Source organism: Streptomyces sp. NPDC037410 (genome assembly GCF_055602235.1).
Genome location: NZ_JBVJWR010000024.1, coordinates 52,127 through 74,647 on the forward strand (window position 1 = coordinate 52,127; position 22,521 = coordinate 74,647).

19 protein-coding genes are annotated in these 22,521 nt (G+C 72.5%); 14 read left to right on the forward strand and 5 right to left on the reverse strand.

Annotated features, from left to right (window positions below; all coding sequences use genetic code 11):
- Positions 1 to 10 precede the first annotated feature (10 nt).
- Genes ACZ7HT_RS31075 through ACZ7HT_RS31085 form a run of 3 tightly spaced genes read left to right on the forward strand, consistent with a single transcriptional unit; the run spans position 11 to position 5,270 of the window.
- Positions 11 to 826, forward strand: a complete 816-nt coding sequence (locus ACZ7HT_RS31075; protein WP_471171930.1) for a hypothetical protein — start codon at positions 11 to 13, stop codon at positions 824 to 826.
- Positions 827 to 831: 5 nt separating this feature from the next.
- Positions 832 to 3,102 (forward strand): bifunctional serine/threonine-protein kinase/ABC transporter substrate-binding protein, encoded by a 2,271-nt coding sequence (locus tag ACZ7HT_RS31080; protein ID WP_471172019.1) that lies wholly within the window; start codon positions 832 to 834, stop codon positions 3,100 to 3,102.
- Between the two features lie 2 nt (positions 3,103 to 3,104).
- Complete coding sequence (locus ACZ7HT_RS31085) at positions 3,105 to 5,270, forward strand: bifunctional serine/threonine-protein kinase/ABC transporter substrate-binding protein (protein WP_471172021.1); 2,166 nt, start codon at positions 3,105 to 3,107, stop codon at positions 5,268 to 5,270.
- 15 nt (positions 5,271 to 5,285) lie between these two features.
- Here the strand turns inward: ACZ7HT_RS31085 and ACZ7HT_RS31090 are convergent, their stop codons facing one another.
- The 5 genes from ACZ7HT_RS31090 to ACZ7HT_RS31110 all read right to left on the reverse strand — a co-directional run bounded on the left by ACZ7HT_RS31090 (position 5,286) and on the right by ACZ7HT_RS31110 (position 12,063).
- On the reverse strand, positions 5,286 to 6,338 hold the full coding sequence (locus tag ACZ7HT_RS31090; protein WP_471171932.1) for a 2-oxoacid:ferredoxin oxidoreductase subunit beta: 1,053 nt from the start codon (positions 6,336 to 6,338) through the stop codon (positions 5,286 to 5,288).
- Complete coding sequence (locus tag ACZ7HT_RS31095; RefSeq protein ID WP_471171935.1) at positions 6,331 to 8,268, reverse strand: 2-oxoacid:acceptor oxidoreductase subunit alpha; 1,938 nt, start codon at positions 8,266 to 8,268, stop codon at positions 6,331 to 6,333. The genes ACZ7HT_RS31090 and ACZ7HT_RS31095 overlap by 8 nt, the downstream gene beginning before the upstream one ends.
- A gap of 325 nt (positions 8,269 to 8,593) precedes the next feature.
- Positions 8,594 to 9,265: a LuxR C-terminal-related transcriptional regulator gene (locus ACZ7HT_RS31100; protein ID WP_471172022.1), complete on the reverse strand. Its 672-nt coding sequence runs from the start codon at positions 9,263 to 9,265 to the stop codon at positions 8,594 to 8,596.
- Positions 9,266 to 9,418: 153 nt separating this feature from the next.
- Positions 9,419 to 10,729 carry a sensor histidine kinase gene (locus ACZ7HT_RS31105; RefSeq protein ID WP_471171936.1) on the reverse strand — a complete coding sequence of 437 codons (1,311 nt, stop codon included), beginning with the start codon at positions 10,727 to 10,729 and terminating at the stop codon, positions 9,419 to 9,421.
- Positions 10,730 to 10,863: 134 nt separating this feature from the next.
- Positions 10,864 to 12,063, reverse strand: coding sequence for a sensor histidine kinase (locus ACZ7HT_RS31110; protein WP_471171938.1), 1,200 nt, complete (start codon positions 12,061 to 12,063; stop codon positions 10,864 to 10,866).
- Positions 12,064 to 12,277: 214 nt separating this feature from the next.
- Between ACZ7HT_RS31110 and ACZ7HT_RS31115 the strand changes: the two genes are divergently transcribed.
- The 11 genes from ACZ7HT_RS31115 to mscL are packed head-to-tail and all read left to right on the forward strand — an operon-like array spanning position 12,278 to position 22,476.
- A complete protein-coding gene (locus ACZ7HT_RS31115) occupies positions 12,278 to 12,706 on the forward strand; it encodes an NADH-quinone oxidoreductase subunit A (RefSeq protein WP_376588529.1) in 429 nt (142 codons plus the stop codon).
- A complete protein-coding gene (locus ACZ7HT_RS31120) occupies positions 12,697 to 13,260 on the forward strand; it encodes an NADH-quinone oxidoreductase subunit B (protein ID WP_471171942.1) in 564 nt (187 codons plus the stop codon). The genes ACZ7HT_RS31115 and ACZ7HT_RS31120 overlap by 10 nt, the downstream gene beginning before the upstream one ends.
- Positions 13,257 to 14,480 (forward strand): NADH-quinone oxidoreductase subunit C, encoded by a 1,224-nt coding sequence (locus ACZ7HT_RS31125; protein ID WP_471171943.1) that lies wholly within the window; start codon positions 13,257 to 13,259, stop codon positions 14,478 to 14,480. The genes ACZ7HT_RS31120 and ACZ7HT_RS31125 overlap by 4 nt, the downstream gene beginning before the upstream one ends.
- Positions 14,477 to 15,445, forward strand: a complete 969-nt coding sequence (locus ACZ7HT_RS31130; RefSeq protein ID WP_471171944.1) for a complex I subunit 1/NuoH family protein — start codon at positions 14,477 to 14,479, stop codon at positions 15,443 to 15,445. The genes ACZ7HT_RS31125 and ACZ7HT_RS31130 overlap by 4 nt, the downstream gene beginning before the upstream one ends.
- Complete coding sequence (locus tag ACZ7HT_RS31135) at positions 15,442 to 16,008, forward strand: NuoI/complex I 23 kDa subunit family protein (RefSeq protein WP_471172023.1); 567 nt, start codon at positions 15,442 to 15,444, stop codon at positions 16,006 to 16,008. Before ACZ7HT_RS31130 ends, ACZ7HT_RS31135 begins: the two co-directional genes overlap by 4 nt.
- Positions 16,005 to 16,562: an NADH-quinone oxidoreductase subunit J family protein gene (locus ACZ7HT_RS31140; RefSeq protein ID WP_471171946.1), complete on the forward strand. Its 558-nt coding sequence runs from the start codon at positions 16,005 to 16,007 to the stop codon at positions 16,560 to 16,562. Before ACZ7HT_RS31135 ends, ACZ7HT_RS31140 begins: the two co-directional genes overlap by 4 nt.
- A complete protein-coding gene (gene nuoK, locus ACZ7HT_RS31145; protein WP_116159398.1) occupies positions 16,562 to 16,921 on the forward strand; it encodes an NADH-quinone oxidoreductase subunit NuoK in 360 nt (119 codons plus the stop codon). Before ACZ7HT_RS31140 ends, nuoK begins: the two co-directional genes overlap by 1 nt.
- Positions 16,918 to 18,897 (forward strand): NADH-quinone oxidoreductase subunit 5 family protein, encoded by a 1,980-nt coding sequence (locus ACZ7HT_RS31150; RefSeq protein WP_471171947.1) that lies wholly within the window; start codon positions 16,918 to 16,920, stop codon positions 18,895 to 18,897. Before nuoK ends, ACZ7HT_RS31150 begins: the two co-directional genes overlap by 4 nt.
- A gap of 3 nt (positions 18,898 to 18,900) precedes the next feature.
- Positions 18,901 to 20,502, forward strand: coding sequence for a complex I subunit 4 family protein (locus ACZ7HT_RS31155; RefSeq protein WP_471171949.1), 1,602 nt, complete (start codon positions 18,901 to 18,903; stop codon positions 20,500 to 20,502).
- Positions 20,499 to 21,995: an NADH-quinone oxidoreductase subunit N gene (locus tag ACZ7HT_RS31160; protein ID WP_471171951.1), complete on the forward strand. Its 1,497-nt coding sequence runs from the start codon at positions 20,499 to 20,501 to the stop codon at positions 21,993 to 21,995. Before ACZ7HT_RS31155 ends, ACZ7HT_RS31160 begins: the two co-directional genes overlap by 4 nt.
- A 31-nt stretch (positions 21,996 to 22,026) precedes the next feature.
- Complete coding sequence (mscL, locus tag ACZ7HT_RS31165; protein WP_471171953.1) at positions 22,027 to 22,476, forward strand: large conductance mechanosensitive channel protein MscL; 450 nt, start codon at positions 22,027 to 22,029, stop codon at positions 22,474 to 22,476.
- Positions 22,477 to 22,521: the final 45 nt, after the last annotated feature.

Here is a 22,521-nt window from a genome sequence, read left to right on the forward strand (position 1 = left end):
TGGGGGAATCGTGAGGGACGCGTACGGAAGACTGCTGCGCGCCGCTGCCGTGGCGGCGGCGGGCGGGTTACTCCTGGCGGGGTGCTCGTCAGGAGGCGGCGGGGACGAGGCGAAACCGTCCCGAGCCACACCGACCGCGAGTGCGTCCGGGGCGCCGACCGCGTCCCCGACGCCCGCCGGACCGGTTTACGTCCTGGACCCGAAGAAGGCCCCGCGCACCCAGGCCGACGCGAAGCGGCTGGCCCTCGCGGTCGTGGCCGGACCCGACGACTGGGGGCCCGGATACGTCAAGCGCAGCCCGTACCTCAGCGGCCCCGGATCCTGGCCCGTCCTCGACGCGAGCTGCGAGTGGGAGGCCGGGACCCTGCCCCGGTCCGTCCTCTACAGCGTCACCGCCTACAGCGAGATCCCGGCCACCGGTGGCAAGGGCCCTCTGCGGGTCGCCGCCACCGTCACCGTCCACCGCGCCGAGACCGACGCCGACTGGGAGATGGCCGAGACCCTGGAGGAGGCGCTGCGCTGCCCCGATCAGCAGTTGCGCCAGGGCGAGCGGATCACCGGCCTGAACTCGCTCGGCATGCCCTACGGAGTCGGTGGCAACCAGACCACGACCGACTCCCTCATCGAGCGCGGCGAGTACCACAACGACGCGATCAAGGGACAGCAGTACTACACCTGGTTCCAGACCCGCGTCGGGCAGGTCACCTTCGCCTCGGTCGTGAAGGGGGCCTCCGGCTACGCCGAGGGGGACACCAACGCCGTCCAGGCCCGGGTCAACGTCTTCATGCAGGACCGCGTCAAGACGCAGTTGGGAGCCCAGTCGTGAGCCCGATGGCCCAGCCCGGCCCCGAGCCCGGAGCCCAGCCCGCCCCTCAGCCAGGCCCCCAGTCCGGCCCCCTCCAGGCGCTCCTGCCCTCCGACCCCTCGTCGATCGCCGGCTACCGCCTCCTCGGCCGCCTCGGCGCCGGCGGCATGGGCGTGGTCTACCTCGGCCGCACCGAGACCGGTGAGCTCGCCGCCGTCAAGGTCACCCTCGCCGACCAGGCCGACCAGCCCGACTTCCGGGCCCGCTTCCGCCGCGAGGTCGAGGCCGCCCGCCGGGTCGTCAGCCCCTGGGCCGTGCCCGTGACCGGCGCCGACCCCGACGCGCCCGAGCCGTGGATGGCCACCGCCTTCGTGCCCGGCCCGTCCGTCGGCGAGGCCGTCCGCGCCCACGGGCCGCTGCCCGAGCGGAGCGTACGGATCCTCGGCGGTGCCGTCGCCCGCGCGCTCGCCGCCGTCCACGCGGCCGGACTCGTCCACCGGGACGTCAAGCCCGGGAACGTCCTCCTCGCCGTCGACGGGCCGCGCCTCATCGACTTCGGCATTGCCCGCACCACCGGCGAGACCGCGCTCACCGCGACCGACATGGTCGTCGGCACCCCCGGCTTCCTCGCCCCCGAGCAGGCCGAGGCCCGCACCGACGCCATCGGCCCGCCCGCCGACGTCTTCGCCCTCGGCTGCCTCCTGGCGTACGCGACGACCGGCCGTCCACCCTTCGGCGCCGGGGCCGTGGACGCCCTCATGTACCGGACCGTCCACGACGAGCCCGACCTCGCCGACGTACCGGAAGACCTGCTCCCGCTCCTCGCGGCCTGCCTCGCCAAGAACCCCGCCGACCGGCCCACCGCCGGGGAGATCGCCGACCGGCTCACCGAGGACACCCCCGGCACCGCCGCCGACTGGCTGCCCGCGCCCGTCGTCACCACGATCGCCGAACGCTCGGCGGCCATGCTGGCGCTCCCCGACATCGACCCGACCGCGCCCGGCACGGACCCGGACGCCCCCGCGAAGCCCAGCAGGCGCGGCTTCCTGCTGCTCGGTGCCGGTGCCGCCGTCCTCGCGGCGGGGGGCGGGGCGTTCGCCCTGCTCCGGCGCGACGAGAGCAGCGCCGACGGGAAGCACCCCACGTCGCCGAAGCCCCGGAACACCTGGGCCATCGGCGTCCTCGCCGACCTCTCCGGGCCCGCCCGGGAGATCGGCCGGGCACAGGAGCGCGGCGCCCGGCTCGCCGTCGAGCGGTTCAACGCCCTGCACAAGGGCAAGCCCTTCACCCTCGAACTCAAGGTCTCCGACGACCGGGGGCAGAGCGCCGGCGTCCTCGCCGCCGCCCGCCGGCTCACCACCGACCCCTCCGTGCTCGCCGTCCTCGGCCCCACCTCCGACGACACCGGCATCGCCGCACTCCCCGCCTTCGAGGAGGCCGGCGTGCCGCTCCTCACCACCTCGGCCGGCTACAACCTCTTCACCATGCGCGGTGACGGCGGCGGCGCGCCGAACACGACCGTGCTGCGCGCCATCCCCAACCACTTCATGGCGGGCACCTACCTCGCCTGGTCCGCCACGCTCCTCCCGCAGATCCGCCGCCCCGGAGTCCTAGAGGAGCGCAGCGACGACCAGTACAGCTGGCAGTACACCGGCGGCGCCCGCTTCGGCTTCAAGCAGGCAGGCATCACGCCGTACTTCCGGGTCGTCCCGGGCCGGGCCACCGACTACCGCTCGATCATCGGGGAGATGATCGACGCCGGCATCGACGCGTACGTCCACAACGGCGTGCGCTCCACGGCCGTGCTCGCCGCCCGTGCCCTGAAGCAACTCGGCTTCACCGGGCCCCGGTTCGCCGGCCAGCACGTCTTCGGGTCGGAGTTCCTGAAGGAGGCGGGGAGCGACGCCGAGGGCTGGTTCGTCTGCGCGCCCGTCATCGACCCCGTCCAGCGGGCCGCCGACCCGAAGCAGAAGCCCGCCGACCGCAAGCTCACCCAGGAACTCCTCGACGCCCACCGCAAGCGCTACGGCACCACCCCGGCCTTCTACACCGGCGAGTCCTTCGACGTGGTCAACATGGTGACGTCCTGGCTCGCCACGAGCGCCGCCAAGGGCCCGCTCACCCGCAAGGGCCTGTGGGAGGCCCTGCGGAAGCAGAAGTACACCGGGGCCATGGGCGGTTACCAGTTCCGCGACAACGGCGAGCTCATCGGCGTCGGCACCTTCCTCTACGGCGTGCAGAACGGGGCCTACAAGTACTTCGGCCCCGCCCCTGCCGAGCCCGAGAAGAAGGCTTGAGCATGCAGCCGCTCAAGAAGGCCGACCCTTCCGCCATCGCCGGCTACCGCCTCCTCGGGCGGCTCGGCACCGGAGGCATGGGCGTGGTCTACCTCGCCCGGACCTCCGGCGGCGCGCTCGCCGCGCTCAAGCTGATCCGCGCCGAGCACGCCGCCGACCCCGGCTTCCGGGCCCGCTTCCGCCGCGAGGCGACCGCCGCCGAGCGGATCACCGGCCGGTGGGTCGTCCGCGTCCTCGGCGCCGACCCGGAGGCCCGCGAGCCGTGGCTGGCCACCGAGTACGTGCCCGGGCCCTCGCTCGCCGAGGCCGTCGCCCTGCACGGCGCCCTGCCCGAGCCCACGGTCCGCACCCTGGGCGCCCGGCTCGCCGACGCCCTCGACGGCATGCACACGGCCGGGCTCGTCCACCGCGACGTCAAGCCCGGCAACGTCCTCCTCGCCCTCGACGGGCCCCGGCTCATCGACTTCGGCATCGCGCGGGTCAGCGGCGCCACCGCGCTCACCGCCACCGACGCGATGATCGGCACCCCCGGCTTCCTCGCCCCCGAACAGGCCCGGGTCGCGGGCGCCGGCGAGATCGGCCCGGCCGCCGACGTCTTCTCGCTCGGCTGTGTCCTCGCGTACGCCCTGACCGGCGAACGCCCCTTCGGTACGGGCGCGGTGGCGGCCGTGGTCTACCGCACGGTCCACGAGGAGCCCGACCTCACCGACGTGCAGGACACCCTGCTCCCGCTCGTCACCGCCTGCCTCGCGAAGGACCCCGCCGACCGGCCGAGCGCCGCCGAGGTACGGGACGCCCTCGGGTCGTACGAGGACCCGGCGGCGGGGAACTGGCTGCCGCCCGGCCTGCCCGCGCTGATCGCCCAGCGCTCCTCGCGGGTCCTCGATCTGCCGGTCGCCGACCCGACCATGCTCAACCCAGAGGAACCGCAGGGGACTTCACGCCGCCGCTTCCTCGCCCTCGGAGCGGCCGGGGCCGTCGCGGGTACGGGCGGCTTCACGGCCTGGCTGCTCGGCCGCGACCCGGGAGGCGGTACGGGAGCCGGGACTGTACGGACGGCGTACACGCTCGGCGTCCTCACCGACCTCAGCGGCCCGACCAAGGCGGACGGCCGCGCCCAGGAACGCGGTCTTCGCCTCGCCGCGGAGACCTTCAACGCCCGCGCGGACCGGCCCTTCGACCTGGTGCTCAAGGTGACGGACGACGGGGGAGACCCGCAGCGGGCCGCCGCCGGGGCCCGCGCCTTCCTGCGGACCCCGTCCCTGGTCGCCGTGCTCGGCCCGACGACCACCGAGACGGCCGTCGCGGCGGCGAACGTGCTCGTCGATCAGAAGGTGCCGATGCTGAGCGTGGTGGCATCGGTCTCGGAGGGGGTGATCCGGGGCCAGTTTGCGGAGGCGCGTACGTACTTCGAGCTGCGGCCCTACCCCGAGGTGACGGTCGTGCCCTTCGCCCGCTATCTCCAGGAGCACCGACTGGGCCGCACCGTCGTCATCGAGGACCGGGCGGCCGGCGCGTACGGCTGGTCCGTCGCCCGGACCATGAAGGACAGACGTCCCGCAGGCGGCACGGTCACCGTGCACCAAGTCGATGCGGACAGTGAGGACTTCGGGGCGGCGGTCCGGGCCGCGCTCGCCGGTTCCCCCACGGGCGTGATGTACGCGGGGAAGTCGCCGCGCCGGGCCGCCCTGTGTGCGAAGGCCCTGCGGCAGCAGGGATTCCGGGGCCCGTGTGGGAGCGTAGAGCCCCCGCTCCAACCGGAGTTCCTCGCCGTGGCGGGGCCGGCCGCCGAGGGCTGGTACTTCGGGACGGGCTACACCGATCCCGACACGGTCCCGGCCGCGAAGGAGTTCGCGGCCGCGTACCGCAAGCGCTGGCGAATCGCGGCCACGGACCCGGTCGACCGGTTCGCGGTGGAGTCGTACGACGCCCTGTACTGGATGGGGCAGGCGCTGCGCACCGCCGCCGGGAGGAGCGCGGAGCGCTCGGGCGCGGCGATCTCGAACGCGTTCATGAACGACGACGCGGTGTACCGGGGGGTGGCGAGGTCCTACAACGCCAAGAACGGCAAGGCGACGATCCAGCTCGAAGGCCTGACCCTCTGGCAGATCAAGTCCGGAAGGCCCCGCTGCCTCGGCCCGTTCGCCGAGGCAGCGAAGCGCGACTGACCGCGCCGGCGCGGGTCAGCCGACGACCGTCCAGGTGTCGTTGCCCGCGAGGAGCTGGTTCAGGTCGCCCTTGCCGTACCGCTCGACCGCCGTCTCCAGCTGGTCGGCCATGAGCGTGTCGTACACCGGGCGGTCCACGGAGCGGAAGACGCCGATCGGCGTCTGGTGGAGCGTGTCCGGGTCGGCCAGGCGGGAGAGGGCGAACGCCGTCGTCGGGGTGGTCGCGTGGGCGTCGTGGATCAGGATCCGGGACTCGTTCTCCGGGGTGACCGTGACGACCTGGAGGTCGCCGGTGGCCGGGTCGCGGACGACGCCCTTCTCGTTCTCGGCGCCGAAGCGGATCGGCTGCCCGTGTTCGAGGCGGATGACGGCTTCCTTGGCCTGGTCCTTGTCCTTGAGGACCTCGAAGGCGCCGTCGTTGAAGATGTTGCAGTTCTGGTAGATCTCGACGAGCGCCGTGCCGTTGTGCTGGGAGGCCTGGCGGAGCACCTCGGTGAGGTGCTTGCGGTCGGAGTCGACCGTGCGGGCCACGAACGACGCCTCGGCGCCGAGCGCGAGCGACACCGGGTTGAAGGGGGCGTCGAGCGAGCCCATCGGGGTCGACTTGGTGATCTTGCCGACCTCGGAGGTGGGGCTGTACTGGCCCTTGGTGAGCCCGTAGATCCGGTTGTTGAAGAGCAGGATCTTGAGGTTCACATTGCGGCGCAGGGCGTGGATGAGGTGGTTGCCGCCGATGGACAGCGCGTCGCCGTCGCCCGTGACCACCCACACCGACAGGTCGCGGCGCGAGGTGGCCAGACCGGTGGCGATGGCCGGGGCGCGGCCGTGGATGGAGTGCATCCCGTAGGTGTTCATGTAGTACGGGAAGCGGGAGGAGCAGCCGATGCCGGAGACGAAGACGATGTTCTCCTTCGCCAGGCCGAGCTCGGGCATGAAGCCCTGCACGGCGGCGAGGACCGCGTAGTCACCGCAGCCGGGACACCAGCGGACCTCCTGGTCCGACTTGAAGTCCTTCATCGACTGGGCGGCCTCGGCCTTCGGCACCAGATGCAGCAGGGGCTCAGGCATCGATGACCTCCTTGAGGGCGGCGGCGAGCTGCTCGGCCTTGAACGGCATGCCGTTGACCTGGGTGTGGCTGCGGGCGTCGACGAGGTACTTCGCGCGGACGAGGGTGGCGAGCTGGCCGAGGTTCATCTCGGGGATCACGACCTTCTCGTACCGCTTCAGCACCTCGCCGAGGTTCTTCGGGAAGGGGTTGAGGTGGCGCAGGTGGGCCTGGGCGATGTGGCCGCCCTCGCGCCGGATGCGGCGGACGGCCGCCGTGATCGGCCCGTAGGTGGAGCCCCAGCCGAGGACCAGGGTGCTCGCGCCGTCCGGGTCGTCGACCTCGACGTCGGGGACCTCGATGCCGTCGACCTTGGCCTGGCGGGTGCGGACCATGAACTCGTGGTTGGCGGGGTCGTACGAGATGTTGCCCGTGCCGTCCTGCTTCTCGATGCCGCCGATGCGGTGTTCGAGGCCGGGGGTGCCCGGGACGGCCCAGGGGCGGGCGAGGGTCTCGGGGTCGCGCTTGTACGGCCAGAAGACCTCGGTGCCGTCGGACAGCTGGTGGTTCGGCCCGGTCGCGAACTGGGTCCGCAGGTCGGGGAGCTCGTCGACGTCCGGGATGCGCCAGGGCTCGGAGCCGTTGGCCAGGTAGCCGTCGGAGAGCAGGAAGACCGGCGTGCGGTACGTGAGCGCGATCCGGGCGGCGTCGAGGGCGGCGTCGAAGCAGTCCGCCGGCGTCCTGGGCGCGACGACCGGCACCGGGGCCTCGCCGTTGCGCCCGTACATGGCCTGGAGGAGGTCGGCCTGCTCGGTCTTGGTCGGCAGACCGGTGGACGGGCCGCCGCGCTGGATGTCGACGATCAGGAGCGGCAGCTCCAGGGAGACGGCGAGGCCGATGGTCTCGGACTTGAGCGCCACACCGGGACCGGAGGTGGTGGTGACGGCGAGGGAGCCGCCGAAGGCGGCGCCGAGCGCGGCGCCGATGCCGGCGATCTCGTCCTCGGCCTGGAAGGTCCGCACGCCGAAGTTCTTGTGCTTGCTCAGCTCGTGCAGGATGTCCGAGGCCGGGGTGATCGGGTACGAGCCGAGGTAGAGCGGCAGGTCGGCCTGGCGGCCGGCGGCGATCAGGCCGTACGACAGGGCCAGGTTCCCGGAGATGTTCCGGTACGTGCCGGTCGGGAAGGCCCGGGTCGCGGGGGCGACCTCGTAGGAGACCGCGAAGTCCTCCGTCGTCTCCCCGAAGTTCCAGCCGGCCCGGAAGGCGGCCACGTTGGCCTCGGCGATCTCCGGCTTCTTCGCGAACTTCTGGCGGAGGAAGGTCTCGGTGCCCTCGGTCGGCCGGTGGTACATCCAGGAGAGCAGCCCGAGCGCGAACATGTTCTTGCTCCGCTCGGCCTCCTTCCGGGAGAGCCCGAAGTCCTTGAGGGCCTCAAGGGTGAGCGTCGTCAGCGGCACCGGGTGGACCCGGTAGCCGTCGAGCGACCCGTCTTCGAGGGGCGAGGTGTCGTACCCGACCTTGGCCATGGCGCGCTTGGCGAACTCGTCGGTGTTGACGATGATCTCGCCGCCGCGCGGCACGTCCCCGATGTTCGCCTTGAGGGCGGCGGGGTTCATGGCGACCAGCACGTTCGGGGCGTCGCCCGGGGTCAGGATGTCGTGGTCGGCGAAGTGGAGCTGGAAGGAAGAGACACCCGGCAGGGTTCCGGCAGGCGCCCTGATCTCGGCCGGGAAGTTCGGCAGCGTGGAGAGGTCGTTCCCGAAGGACGCCGTCTCCGAGGTGAAGCGGTCACCTGTCAGCTGCATGCCGTCTCCGGAGTCACCCGCGAAGCGGATGATCACCCGGTCGAGCCGGCGTACTTCCTTCTCGGTGCCGTGGTGGGGCGACGCCGGGGCGCTGCGCTGCTCCCCGACCAGGGCCTCACCGGCCTCGCTACTGACCTGGCTGGTCACTGAACTGGACCTCCCTCGCGGCAAGGGGTCTCTCCGCCGGAGGCGGGGAGAAGGCTCGGGGCGCGGCGGGTGGCCCCTGCGCGGAGATCACCTTCCGTCCCGAGGCCCACCCTACGACGGTAAGGGGGCCCTTCCCGGGACTTCTCACATCATGGACCTCTATTTGAGATCCCTTGTTGCCCTGAATCGTCACGGTCTGTCGCTACCCGGAGTGTTCTGGAATGTCGGATTCCGTCTCATTCCTTGGGTCTAGGACCAGCTTATCTGACGGGTCGTCAGAACGGGTCGGAGATGGGTGGACCTGCGCGGACGTGCGCGGAACTGTTCACGACCTCAGGTACGTCAGGACGGCGAGCACCCGGCGGTGATCGCCGTCGCTCGGCGAGAGACCGAGCTTCAGGAAGATGTTGCTGATGTGCTTCTCGACCGCGCCGTCGCTCACGACCAGCGCTTTCGCGATCGCCGAGTTCGTCCGGCCCTCCGCCATCAGCCCCAGGACCTCCCGCTCGCGCGGGGTCAGATTCGCCAGCACGTCCTGCTGACGGCTCCGGCCGAGGAGCTGCTGCACGACCTCCGGATCCAGGGCCGTACCGCCCCCGGCGACCCGCACGACCGCGTCCACGAACTCACGGACCTCCGCGACGCGGTCCTTGAGCAGGTACCCCACACCCCGGCTGGAACCGGCCAGAAGTTCGGTGGCGTACTGCTCCTCCACGTACTGCGACAAGACCAGGACGCCGAGACCCGGAAACTCCCTGCGCAGCCGCACCGCCGCGCGCACGCCCTCGTCGGTGTGCGTCGGCGGCATCCGCACGTCCGCCACGACCACGTCCGGCAGGGCGCCCTCCTCGGCGAGCCCCGCGACGGTCTCCACCAGCGCCTCCCCGTCCCCGACCCCGGCGACGACCTCATGGCCCCGATCGGTCAGGAGCCGGGTCAGCCCCTCCCTGAGCAGCACGGAATCCTCGGCGATGACCACCCGAACCCGCGCCGCCACACTCTGCCCACTCACGCGCCTGTGCCCCCTGCTTCGCTCACCTGATGAGGCCCCCAGCATGGCACTCGGACGCCCCGCCCGACGGGGGCTGAGCCCCGGACGCCGTGAGCCCGCGCCCTGGCAGGGCGCGGGCCCACGACGGCGGGCCGTCGGTCACGGCGCCGTGCGCCAGGGCAGCTCCACCGTCACCGTCGTCGGCCCGCCCGCCGGCGAGTCCACCGCAAGGACCCCGTCCACCGCGCCCACCCGGTCCGCAAGACCGGCCAAGCCGGACCCGCCGCCCGCCGAGGCGACCGCGCCGCCCACCCCGTCGTCCCGCACCTGAAGCATCAGCCGGTTCTCCGTGCGCCACACGTCCACCCACGCCCGCCGCGCCCCCGAGTGCCGCGAGACGTTCTGGAGGAGCTCCGAGACCGTGAAGTACGCGATGCCCTCGATCGCCGGCACCGGCCGGGCCGGCAGGTCCACGTCCACGGACACCGGGACCGCGCACCGGGACGCCACCGCCGACAGCGCCGCGTCGAGCCCCCGGTCGGTGAGGACCGCCGGGTGGATGCCCCGGGCGAGGTCCCGCAGCTCCTGGAGGGCCAGCTTCACCTCGCCGTGCGCCTCGTCGACGAGTACCGCCGCCGCCTCCGGGTCGGCCGCCAGCTTCTCCTTCGCCAGGCCGAGGTCCATGGCCAGCGCGGCGAGCCGCGCCTGCGCGCCGTCGTGCAGGTCGCGCTCGATGCGCCGCAGGTCGGCCGCGGCGGTGTCGACGACCACACCCCGGTCCGACTCCAGCTCCGTGACGCGGGAGGCGAGGCGCGACGGGCCGAGGAGCCCGGAGACGAGCAGCCGGTCGACGGAGACGAGCCCGCGCAGCACCCACGGCCCGGCGAGGACGAACACGAACCCGATCAGGCACGTCACGGCCAGCTCGAACGGCGTGTCGAGATAGAAGGAGTGGGCCCGGTCCCCGTACAGCTGGATCCCGTCCTGCCCCACCCACGTGGGGAACACCCACTGCCACAGCGGGTACGTGAAGAGGGACCAGCCCCAGCTCCACAGCGCCACGGTGACCGAGAACGAGAACACCGCCCACGGCATGTGCAGGAGCGCGTACAGCAGGTGCCGCCACGACGCACCGCTCTTCAACATGGCCCCCATCCACGAGAACGCCCCGCCGGTCTTCCCGCGCACCGGCTCCGGCGCGGCCACGTCGAGCCCGAGCAGCCCGCGCGCCCGGGCCCGCTCGACCGCGCCGAAGCCCCGGCACATCGCGAGCGCCCCGGCCAGGACCGGCACGCCGAGGAAGGTGATCAGCAGCCCCGCGCCGAGCGAGACGAAGGAGACGGCGAGCGAGAACCAGAGGACGCTCAGCGGCAGCCCGATCAGCACGTACCCGAAGGCGCGCCAGGTGCGGGCCTCGAACGGCGCGCGGATCGCGGCGGGGAGTCGGAGCGGGTGGGAGGCGGCAGCCATCGCGGGGGTTCCTTCTCTGCTCAGAGGGGGCGGACGGTACGTGTTCCAGGCTTCCGTCCCGCGCCCCGCCGGACCATGAGGCGGGTGGGCGTCTGGGGGCGGGGGTTTTCCCTACCAGGGAGCTGCGGGACGGCTCACCCCGCCGGTCGCGACCGCCACGGCAGCTCCGCCGTGACCACCGTCGGGCCGCTCTCGGGCGAGTCGAGGACGAGCAGCCCGTCGACCGCCCCGAGCCGCTCCGCGAGCCCCGCGAGACCCGTACCGCCGTCGAGACGCGCCCCGCCCGCCCCGTCGTCGCGCACCTGGAGCAGCAGCCGGTCGGCGGCGCGCCAGACGTCCACGGACGCGGACCGGGCACGCGCGTGCTTGGAGACGTTCTGGAGGAGCTCGGACACCGTGAAGTACGCGATGCCCTCGATCGCCTCGGCCGGCCGCTCCGCCAGGTCGACGTTCACCTTCACCGGCACCGTGCAGCGCGCCGAGACGGAGGAGAGGGCCGCGCCGAGGCCCCGGTCGGTGAGGACCGCCGGGTGGATGCCCCGGGCGAGGTCCCGCAGCTCCTGGAGGGCGAGCTTCACCTCGCCGTGCGCCTCGTCGACCATCGCCGCGGCGGCCTCCGGGTCTTCGAGCAGCTTCTCCTTCGCGAGGCCGAGGCCCATCGCCAGGGCCACGAGCCGGGCCTGGGCGCCGTCGTGCAGGTCGCGCTCGATGCGCCGCAGGTCGGCGGCGGCGGTGTCGACGACGACGCCCCGGTCGGACTCCAGCTCGGCGATCCGCCGCTCCAGCTCGTCGGAGGGCGAGAGCAGCCCCCGGACCATGCCCCGGTCGGCGTTGGCCAGACCGCGGGCCACGAACGGCAGGACGGGCCAGAGCACGAAGAGCGAGACCAGCGCGACGGTGAAGGTCACGATCCCCCACGGCAGCCGGATCAGCCCGTACAGCTGGGTCCGCCAGGCCACCGGGTCCTTCAGCGAGGTCCACAGCCAGCCGAAGAAGCCGCGGGGCCGCGGCAGCGGCGAGGGCTCGGCGACCCGCACGCCGAGCAGCGCGCGGGCCCGCGCCCGCTCCGACCGGCCGAGCAGGCGGGCGCCGCCGAGGCCGAGGGCGAGCAGCGGCAGCCCGATGACGGTGACGGCGAGGCCCGCGCCGAGCGCGATGCTGACGACCGCGTACACGAAACCGGCCAGTGCCGTGAAGAGGTTGGAGAGGAGGAAGGCGATCTCCTGCCAGGTCTCCTTCCCGTAGGCGAACCGCAGCGGCGGACGGGGGCTCTGGGCGGAACCGGCGGAGCGGGAGGACTCTGCGGAGTCGGCGGGATCAAGATCGGCGGTCATGCTCCCCAGCCTGCCGGTCGGGGACGGCCCGACGCCATGGGGGAGGTGGGTGAGGTGGAGGGGGGATATCCCCACCGGCGGAGGTCTCGCGACGCACCGCCCGGACACCTGCCAGGCCCCCGCGAAGCTACTCATGAGGCAACGTCGAAGGCACCCGCGACTGCTTACCGTCCCTTTAGCAGGGCCTAGACTCGCGTCCGTACAGAAGTGACTGATGAGACACCGAGACCGAGGGGCGGACGTGCGGGAACCGACCGTTGTCGCGGCCGACGCGGCGGACTACTTCCAGACGTACTCCGTCGTCGGCCTGCTCGCCGTCGTCGGCGTGCTCTTCGTCGCCGTGGCATTCACGGCGAACCGGCTGCTCAGGCCCGTCGTGCCGACGCCCGAGAAGCTCCTCACCTACGAGTGCGGCGTCGACCCCGTCGGGGAGGGCTGGGCCCACACCCAGGTCCGCTACTACGTGTACGCCTTCCTCTACGTCATCTTCGCCGTCGACTCGATCTTCCTCTTCCCCTGGGCGACCGTCTTCGCGGCGCCCGGCTACGGCGCCACGACCCTGGTCGAGATGTTCGTCTTCCTGGGCTTCCTCGCCGTGGGGCTGCTCTACGCATACAAGAAGGGCGTCATGACATGGACGTGACCCCGCTCCCCGCCCCGAAGCTGGGGCCCCTCGCCCGCCTGGCTCCCGAGCCGATGAAGGTGGTCCTGAACTGGGGCCGCCGCTACAGCCTGTGGGTCTTCAACTTCGGCCTCGCCTGCTGCGCGATCGAGTTCATCGCCGCGTCGATGGCCCGGCACGACTTCATCCGGCTCGGCGTGATCCCCTTCGCGCCGGGCCCGCGCCAGGCCGACCTGATGATCGTCTCGGGCACGGTGACGGACAAGATGGCGCCGGCCGTGAAGCGTCTGTACGAGCAGATGCCGGAGCCGAAGTACGTGATCTCCTTCGGCGCCTGCTCGAACTGCGGCGGCCCGTACTGGGACTCGTACTCGGTCACCAAGGGCGTCGACCAGATCATCCCGGTCGACGTCTACGTCCCCGGCTGCCCGCCCCGCCCCGAGGCGCTGCTCCAGGGCATCCTCAAGCTCCAGGAGAAGATCGCCCGGGAGAGCCTGGCCGAGCGGTACGCGACCGCCGCGACGGTCGGCCAGCTGACGAGCCCGCTGACGCCCCCGCCGGGAGGCACGGCATGACCGGCTACGACTCCCTCCCCGACTCCGTGACGGAGATCTTCGGCGAGGAGGCGACGGCGGAGCGGGCGTACGACCTGCTGACGGTCGACGTCCCGCCGGCCTCCTGGCTCACGGCCCTCTCCACCGCCCGGGACGTCCTGGGCTGCACGTACTTCGACTGGCTGAGCGCGGTGGACGAGCCGGGCACGGGCTTCCGCGTCTGCGCGCACGTGGTGGCGCTGGGCTCCGGCCACCCGCAGCGCCTCCTCCTGCGCACGACGGTCCCGCACGAGGCGGCGGTCCTGCCGACGGCGATCGGGGTGTACGCGGGCGCGGGCTGGCACGAGCGCGAGACCCACGAGATGTTCGGCGTGGACTTCGAGGGGCACCCGCACCTGGTTCCCCTCCTCCTCCCCGAGAACTTCGAGGGCCACCCGCTGCGCAAGGACTTCGTCCTCGCGGCGCGGGTCGCCAAGGCGTGGCCGGGCGCGAAGGAGCCGGGCGAGTCGCACGACGGCGGTCCGAAGCGCCGCCAGATGCTCCCGCCGGGCGTCCCGGACCCCAACGAATGGGGCCCCCTGAAGGGCCAGCTCCCCCCGGCCCCGGCCCGCCCGGCCCGCGCGGCAGCGGGCGAACGCCCGGTGCGCCGGACCCGCACGGTCGCGGAGGGCTCGGCGAGCCAGGCGACGCCCGAGACCCCGCCGACCCAGGAACCGGGTGCTCCGGTACGCCGCTCCCGCTCGGCCACGGAAGGCTCGGCGAGCCAGACGGCCCAGGAGCCGCCGGCCCCGGCCCGCCGTTCCCGCTCCGCGTCGGAGGGCTCGGCGAGCCAGACGGCCCCGGAGCAGGACACGCCTACGGAGCCCCCGGCCTCCCCGACCCGCCCGCCGCGCCGCTCCCGCTCCGCGTCGGACGGCTCGGCGAGCCAGACGGCCCCGGAGACCAGCGGCGAGGAGCCTCGCGCGGCGGCCACCGCCTCGCGTACCCGCAGCTCGGACGCCCCCTGGCACCACGCCCGCCCGGCCTTCGACGAAGAAGCCCCCGAGCCGGAGGCCCAGGTCGCGGCGCCTGAGCCGGAAGCCCCCGAGGACACCCCGGCCCCCGAGCCCGAGGCCCCCGCCTCGGCCGAGGCTCCGGACGTCCGTCCCGACGAGGACCGGGACCGCACCACCACCGAACCGCCCCCCGCGCGGGACGGCACCGACACCCCCACCGACCCCGCCGGAGGCGATCCCGCGTGAACGACGTACTGGACGTCGCCCTCCGGCTGGTCGTCGTCTTCGTGTGCTTCCTCGTGCTGCCGCTCGTCGTCGGGCAGACCGAGCACAAGGTCATGGCGCACATGCAGGGCCGGCTCGGCCCCATGTACGCCGGTGGCTTCCACGGCTGGGCGCAGCTCGTCGCCGACGGCGTGAAGTTCGCGCAGAAGGAGGACGTCGTCCCGAAGGACGCCGACCGCCGCGTCTTCCAGCTCGCGCCGGCCGTCGCCCTCCTCCCGTATCTGCTCGTGCTGCTCGCGATCCCGATCGGGCCGAGCGAAGGCGCCGTCGGGCAGGTCGTCGACGCCGGCATCTTCTTCGTGCTCGCGGTCATGGGCGTCGGCATCCTCGGCAGCCTGATGGCCGGCTGGGCGTCCGCGAACAAGTTCTCGCTGCTCGGCGCCCTGCGTACCGCCGCCCAGCTCCTCGCGTACGAGCTGCCGATGCTGCTCGCCGCCGCGTCCGTGGCGATGGCGGCCGGCACCGTGTCGCTGCCCGGCATCCTGAACGGCTTCCACTGGTGGTGGGTGCCGTGGCAGATCGTCGGCGCCCTGGTGTTCTTCGTCGCCGGTCTCGCCGAGCTCCAGCGGCCCCCGTTCGACATGCCCATCGCCGACTCGGAGATCATCTTCGGCGCGTACACGGAGTACACCGGTCTCCGTTTCGCGCTGTTCCTGCTCGCCGAGTACGCGGGCATCGTCGTCCTCTGCGGTCTCACCACCGTCCTCTTCCTCGGCGGCTGGCACGGCCCCTTCGGCGCCGACGGCCTCGGCTGGGTCTGGACCCTCCTCAAGACGGCCGTCCTCGCGTTCGTCGTGATCTGGCTGCGGGTGAGCTACCCGCGCCTGCGCGAGGACCAGCTCCAGAAGCTCGCCTGGACGACCCTCGTCCCGCTCGCGCTCGCGCAGATCGCGCTCACCGGCATCGTGAAGGTGGCGATCAGCTGATGCCCATCCCCGGCTCCGGCCTGGCCAAGGGCCTCGCCGTCACCCTCCGCACGATGACGCGCAAGAACGTCACCGCGCAGTACCCCGAGGTGCAGCCCGAGCTCCCGCCCCGCACCCGCGGGGTCATCGGCCTGTTCGAGGAGAACTGCACGGTCTGCATGCTCTGCGCCCGTGAGTGCCCCGACTGGTGCATCTACATCGACTCCCACAAGGAGACGGTGCCGCCCGCCGCCCCCGGCGGCCGCGAGCGCAGCCGGAACGTCCTCGACCGTTTCGCCATCGACTTCTCGCTCTGCATGTACTGCGGGATCTGCATCGAGGTCTGCCCCTTCGACGCCCTGTTCTGGTCGCCCGAGTTCGAGTACGCGGAGACCGACATCCACGAGCTCACCCACGAGCGCGACAAGCTCCGCGAGTGGATGTGGACGGTCCCCGAGCCGCCCGCGCTCGACCCGCGAGCGGAGGAGCCGAAGGAGATCGCCGCGGCCCGCAAGGCGGCGGAGAAGGCCGCCGCCGCGCAGGCGGCGGCCACGGAGGCGGCAGCCACGGAGGACCAGCAGTGACCCTCGCAGCAGCCCAAGCGGCAACCCACGGCTTCCTCTCGCCCACCGGCGTCGAGGTCGCCTTCCTCCTCGTCGGCATCGCCACCCTCGGCGCCGCCCTCGTCACCGTCACCACCCGCCAGCTGGTGCACGCCGCCCTCTGGCTGGTCGTGGCGCTCGGCGGGCTCGCCGTCGAGTACCTCCTCCTGACCGCCGAGTTCATCGCCTGGGTCCAGGTCCTGATCTACGTCGGTTCCGTCGTCGTCCTCCTCCTCTTCGGTCTCATGCTCACCAAGGCCCCCATCGGCCGCTCCCCGGACGCCGACTCCGGCAACCGGCCGGTCGCCCTCGCCGTCGCGCTGGCCGCCGCGGCCGCCCTCGTCTGGGTGGTCGTCGACGCCTTCCGCACGACCTGGATCGATCTCGACGGGCCCGCCCAGGGCTCCACGGACGTCACCGGCCAGATTCTCTTCCAGCACTGGGTGCTGCCCTTCGAGGCGCTGTCGGTGCTGCTCCTCGCCGCCCTGGTCGGCGCGATCGTCCTCTCCCGGAAGAAGAAGGAGGACGAGAGCTGATGCACCTCGCCTACCCGGCCGTCCTCGCCGCCCTCCTCTTCGCCGTCGGCCTGTACGGCGTCCTCGCCCGGCGCAACGCGATCCTGGTCCTGATGTCCGTCGAGCTGATGCTCAACGCCGTCAACCTCAACCTGGTCGCCTTCGACGTCTGGCTCCGCGACACCCTCCACGCCGGCCAGGCGCTCACCCTCTTCACCATCGCCATCGCCGCCGCGGAGATCGGCATCGGTCTCTCCATCGTCCTGATGGTCCACCGCAACCGCGGCACCTCGGACATCGACCGGCTCCGCGACACCAAGGAACAGCCGGCGGCCGGGGAACAGCCGTCCGCCGAGGAGAAGGCCGAGGCCGCCGCGTGACCACGACCACCCTCGCCGTCCTCGTCCCCCTCCTCCCCTTCCTCGGCTCCGCCGCCGGACTCCTGCTCGGCCGCACCGCGCCCGGCTTCGTCCGCCCGCTGGCCGTGCTGCCGACGCTGGCCGCCGCGGTCCTGGCCGCCGTCGTCGCCGCCCGCCAGGGCGGGGGCCAGGCGATCGACGCGTCCACTCAGCTCACGCCCACGGGCTCCGTCCCCATCGATCTGGCCCTTCACGTCGACGGCTTCGCCGCGCTCGTCGCCGTCCTCGTCGGCGTGGTCGCGACCTGCGTGCAGATCTACTCGACCGGCTACCTCCGCGACGACCCGCGCTACCCCTCGTACGCCGCGCTCGTCTCCCTCTTCACCTCCGCGATGCTGGTCGTCGTCTACTCCGGCGACCTGATGGTGCTCCTGGTCGGCTGGGAGATCATGGGCATCTGCTCGTACTTCCTCGTCGGCCACTACTGGGAGACCCCCGAGGCACGGTCCGCCTCCCTCAAGGCCTTCCTCGTCACCAAGCTCGGTGACGTCCCCTTCCTCATCGGTCTCTTCGCGCTCGGCGCCGACGCCGGCACGTTCCGGATCACGGGCGTCCTCGGCGCCGTCGCGAGCGGCGGCATCGACCACCCCACCCTGATCGCGCTGCTGCTGCTCGCAGGCGTCGCGGGCAAGTCCGCGCAGTTCCCGCTCCACACCTGGCTCCCGGACGCCATGGCCGGCCCCACCCCCGTCTCCGCGCTCATCCACGCGGCGACGATGGTCGCCGCCGGCATCTACTTCGTCGCCCGGCTGCTGCCCGTCTTCGCCGCCTCCGCCGCCGCGATGACCGTGCTGGCCGTCATGGCCGCGATCACGATGGTCGGCTCGGGGCTCGCCGCGCTCGCCCAGGACGACATCAAGCGGGTCCTCGCCTACTCGACGATCGGCCAGCTCGGCTACATGGCCGGCGCCCTCGCCGTCGGCGACCGCGGGGCCGCCGTCTTCCACCTCCTCTCGCACGCCGCGTTCAAAGCGCTCCTGTTCCTCGCCGCCGGCGCGGTCATCCACGCCGCCGGTACGAACTCGCTCACCGCCATGTCCCGCATGAGCGGCCTCGCGAAGCGCATCCCCGACGCGTACTGGACGATGACCGTCGCCCTGCTCGCGCTCGCCGCGATCCCGCCCTTCGCCGGCTTCTTCTCCAAGGAAGCCGTCCTCGTGGCCGCCGAGCACACCGCCCTCGGCGAGCGGGACGTCGCCCCCGCCGGCGCCGGCTGGATCGTCCTCGTCGCCGGACTGCTCACGGCCCTGCTGACCGCCGCGTACGCGCTCCGCCTCTGGCTGCGGACCTTCCGCGGCCGCGGCCCCGAAGCCCCCGACCACGGCCGCCAGCCGATCGCCATGACGAGCGTCCTGTGGGTCCTCGCGATCCCCTCCCTCGGCTTCGGTCTGACCGTCACCTACCTCGACGACTGGTTCGACGGGCACCCGCTGACCCCGACCCTGACCACCGCCGTCCTCGGCACCGGTCTCGCAGCCGCCGGAGCCGTCATCACCTACGCGGTCTGGCGCACCCTCGCCGCCCGCACCCCGGTCGCGGCCCCCGTCCCGCACGTCGCCCACCCGGACGCCGAGGCGGGTCAGGTCGAGGCCGAGGCGCTGCACCTGCCGCACCCCGCCGAGGACCCGGCCGACCCCGGCCGCGCCCTCCTGGGGCCGCTGCACGGCGCGGCCGCCGACGGCTTCCACCTGGACGCCGTCTACCGGACCGCCTTCGTCCGCCCCGTACTCGCCGCCGCCTCCCTGGTCCGCTTCCTGGACCGCGAGGTCGTCGACACGTACGTCAGCGCCGCGGGGAGCTCCGCCAAGGGGCTCGGCTGGCTCGTCCGCCGCGCCCAGACCGGCAACGTGCAGACCTACCTGAGCGCCCTGCTCGCCGGCTCCGTCGTCCTGGCGATCGTCGCCGTCGTCCTCGCCAACGCCGTCGCCGGAGCGTGAGCCGTGATCGATATCAGCGAATCCGTGATGCAGTTCCTCCTGGCGTTGATCGTCGCCGGCCCGCTCCTCGGCGCCGCCGCCGCTCTCCTCCCGGCCCCGCCCGGACTGAAGGGGAAGTCACCCGACCAGGCCGTGCTCCGCCACGGCGTCACCGTCACCGGCGTCATCCTGCTGGCCGCGCTCGTCCTCGCGCTCGGCTTCGACCACGACCATCCGTCGAGGATGCAGGCCACGACGGACATCAGCTGGATCAGGGCACTCGACGTGCGGATCCACCTCGGTGTCGACGGCATCTCCCTCCCCCTCCTGGTCCTGACCGCGCTGCTGACCTTCCTCTGCGCGCTCTACAGCTACTTCAAACAGCAACATCAGCGGCTGACGCCGCGGGCCGCGGGCCCGTCCCCGAAGGCCTTCGTCGCCCTGCTGCTCGTCCTGGAGTCCGGCACCCTCGCCACCTTCGCCGTCCTCGACCTCGTCCTGTTCTTCCTGGCCTTCGAGATGGTCCTCATCCCGATGTACTTCCTCATCGCCCGCTGGGGCGGCGAGGGCAGGCAGGCCGCCGCCTGGAAGTTCATCCTCTACACGCTGCTCGGCTCCGTCGTCATGCTGCTCGGCCTGCTCCTCATCGGTCTGAAGGCGGGCACGTTCGACATGGTGGCACTCGCCACTGACAACGGCCGCGGACTCACCACATCGGTGCAGGTCATCGCCGTTCTCGCGATCGGTCTCGGGCTCGCCGTGAAGACCCCGATGTGGCCGCTGCACAGCTGGCTCCCGGACGCCCACACCGCCGCCCCGACCGTCGGCTCCGTCCTCCTCGCCGGCGTCCTGCTCAAGATGGGCACGTACGGGTTCGTCCGGATCGTCCTGCCGATCGCCCCCGACGGCATGGCGACCTTCGCCCCCTACCTCGCGGCCTTCGCCGTCGCCGGGATCATCTACGGATCGCTCGCCTGCCTCGCCCTCGCGAAGCCCGGCAACAAGGGCGACCTCAAGCGCCTCATCGCGTACTCCTCCGTCGGCCACATGGGCTTCGTGCTCCTCGGCATCGCCACCATGACCCCCACCGGGGTCAACGGCGCCCTCTTCGCCAACATCGCCCACGGCCTCGTCACCGGACTGCTCTTCTTCCTGGTCGGCGCCGTCAAGGACCGCTACGGCACCGCCGACCTCGACACCCTCGCCGGAGCCACCGGCGCCGCCCTCTACGGCCGCGCCCCCCGCCTCGGCGCCCTCCTCGCGTTCGCCGCCGTCGCCTCCCTCGGACTGCCCGGCCTCGCCGGCTTCTGGGGCGAGATGCTCGCCCTCTTCGGCGCCTTCGACCCGGCCGAGGGCCTCAGCCGCCCCGCCTTCCTCACCTTCATGGCGATCGGCGCCTTCGGCACCCTCCTCACCGCCGCCTACCTCCTCGCCGTCGTCCGCCGCGTCTGCATGGGCGGCCCGCGACCCGCGGGGGAGACGGCGATCGCCGACGTCCAGGGCTACGAGTTCGCCGCCTGGACCCCGCTCGTCGCCCTCACCGTCCTCGCCGGACTCTGGCCCGCCGTCCTCCTCGGCCTCACCGACCCGGCCGTCCAGCAGCTCCTCGCGGGAGGACCCCGATGACGTCCCTCGTCCAGTCCGTCGACTGGCTCACGATCGCGCCCCCGACCCTCACCGCCGTGGTCGCGCTCGTCGTCCTCGTCGCCGACCTCTTCCTCCCGCAGGAGCGCAAGCAGCTCCTCGGCTGGACCGCGATCGGCGGCCTCACCGCCTCCCTCGCCCTCCTCCTGCCCCTGCGGTCCGGCGACCGGGAGACCTTCTGCCTCAGCGCCGCCACCCAGGTCAAGGCGTGCAGCTACACCGCCGACGAGTTCACCCTCGTCATCCAGCTCCTCGTCCTCGCCGGAGCGCTGCTCACCGCGCTCCTCTCCATGGAGGCGACCCGCGAGAGGCTCCCGGCCGGCGAGTTCTGGTTCCTGCTGCTGTCCTCGGCCGCCGGCGCCGCCCTGCTGCCCGCCTCCCGCGACCTGGCGACCCTCGTCGTCGCCCTCGAAGTGGCCTCGCTGCCGGCCTTCGCGCTCGTCGGCCTCAAGCGCGGCGACCGCATGTCCGGCGAGGCCGCGCTCAAGTTCTTCCTCTCCTCCGTCACCGCGACCGCCGTCACCCTCCTCGGCGTGAGCTTCGTGTACGCGGCGACCGGCACCCTCCACCTCACGGAGATCGCCCAGCTCCTCGACGACGTCCCCGGGCAGCTCCAGACCCTCGCCGAGGCCGGCGTCGCCCTCACCCTCGTCGGCTTCGCCTTCAAGACGGCCGCCGTCCCCTTCCACTTCTGGGTCCCCGACACCTACGTCGGCGCCCCGCTGCCCGTCGCCGCCTACCTCTCCGTCGTCGGCAAGGCCGTCGGCTTCACCGGCCTCATCCTGGTGACCGTCGTCGCCTTCCCCTCGTACGCGGACGTGTGGGGCCCGGCGCTCGCCGCCCTCGCCGCGCTCACCATGACCGCCGGAAACGTCGCCGCGCTCCGCCAGGTGTCCACGCGCGCGCGCAGTGCCGTCCGGCTGCTCGCCTGGTCCTCCGTCGCCCAGGCCGGCTACCTCCTGGTGCCGATCGCGGCCGCCGCGTACTCCAGCGACGACCAGATCGGCGCCACCGTCGCGTACGCCCTCATGTACGCCGTCGTGAACCTCGGCGCCTTCGCCGTCGTCGCGCTCGTCGCCCGTACGCACCCCGAGACCCGGATCTCCGACTTCCGCGGCCTGTACGCCACGAGCCCCGGCGCCGCCCTCACCCTCGGGTTCTTCCTCCTGAATCTGGCCGGTTTGCCCCCGGGTATCATCGGCCTCTTCGCCAAGGTGACCGTCTTCTCGGCGGCCGTCGACGCGGGCCTCGGGTGGCTGGCCGTGATCATGGGCGTCAACGTCGTGATCGCGCTGTACTACTACCTGCGCTGGACGGCCCTGCTCTTCCGCGCACCGGAAGGGACCGTCGAGAAGGCCCCCCACAAGGCCCCCGCGCCGGTCACCCTGGCGATCGCACTGACCGCCGCCGCCGGAGTCGTCCTGTCGGGCTACCCGCAGTTCGTCCTCCGCTTCGCGGCGACCACCCTGTTCTGACCCCCCAGAGAACACCGAGGAGCAACACCCCGTGCTGAACGGATTCAAGGACTTCATACTTCGCGGGAACGTCGTCTCGATGGCCATCGGTCTGGCCATCGGCTCGGCGTTCACGGCCGTCGTCACCGGCTTCAGCAAGGCGTTCATCACCCCGCTCATCGGCCTGGCGACGGGCTCGGTCGGCGACTTCAGCGAGGCCAAGTTCAGCATCGGCAAGACCGACTTCCCCTACGGTCTGGCGATCGCCGCCGCCATAGCGTTCGTGATCACCGCCGCGGTCCTCTACTTCCTCATCGTCGTCCCCATGACGAAGATCCAGGAGAAGTTCGCCAAGGAGGAGGCGAAGGACCCCAAGTCGGAGAAGCGCGACTGCCCCCGCTGCTTCACCGAGATCCCGGCCATCGCCTCCCGCTGCGCCCACTGCACCAGCGAGGTCGAGCCCACCGTCTTCGGCCTGGAGAAGATCCCCGCCGCGCGCTGATCACCCGTACGGCCCACACGGCACCCCGTGCGAGCCGGGGAACCC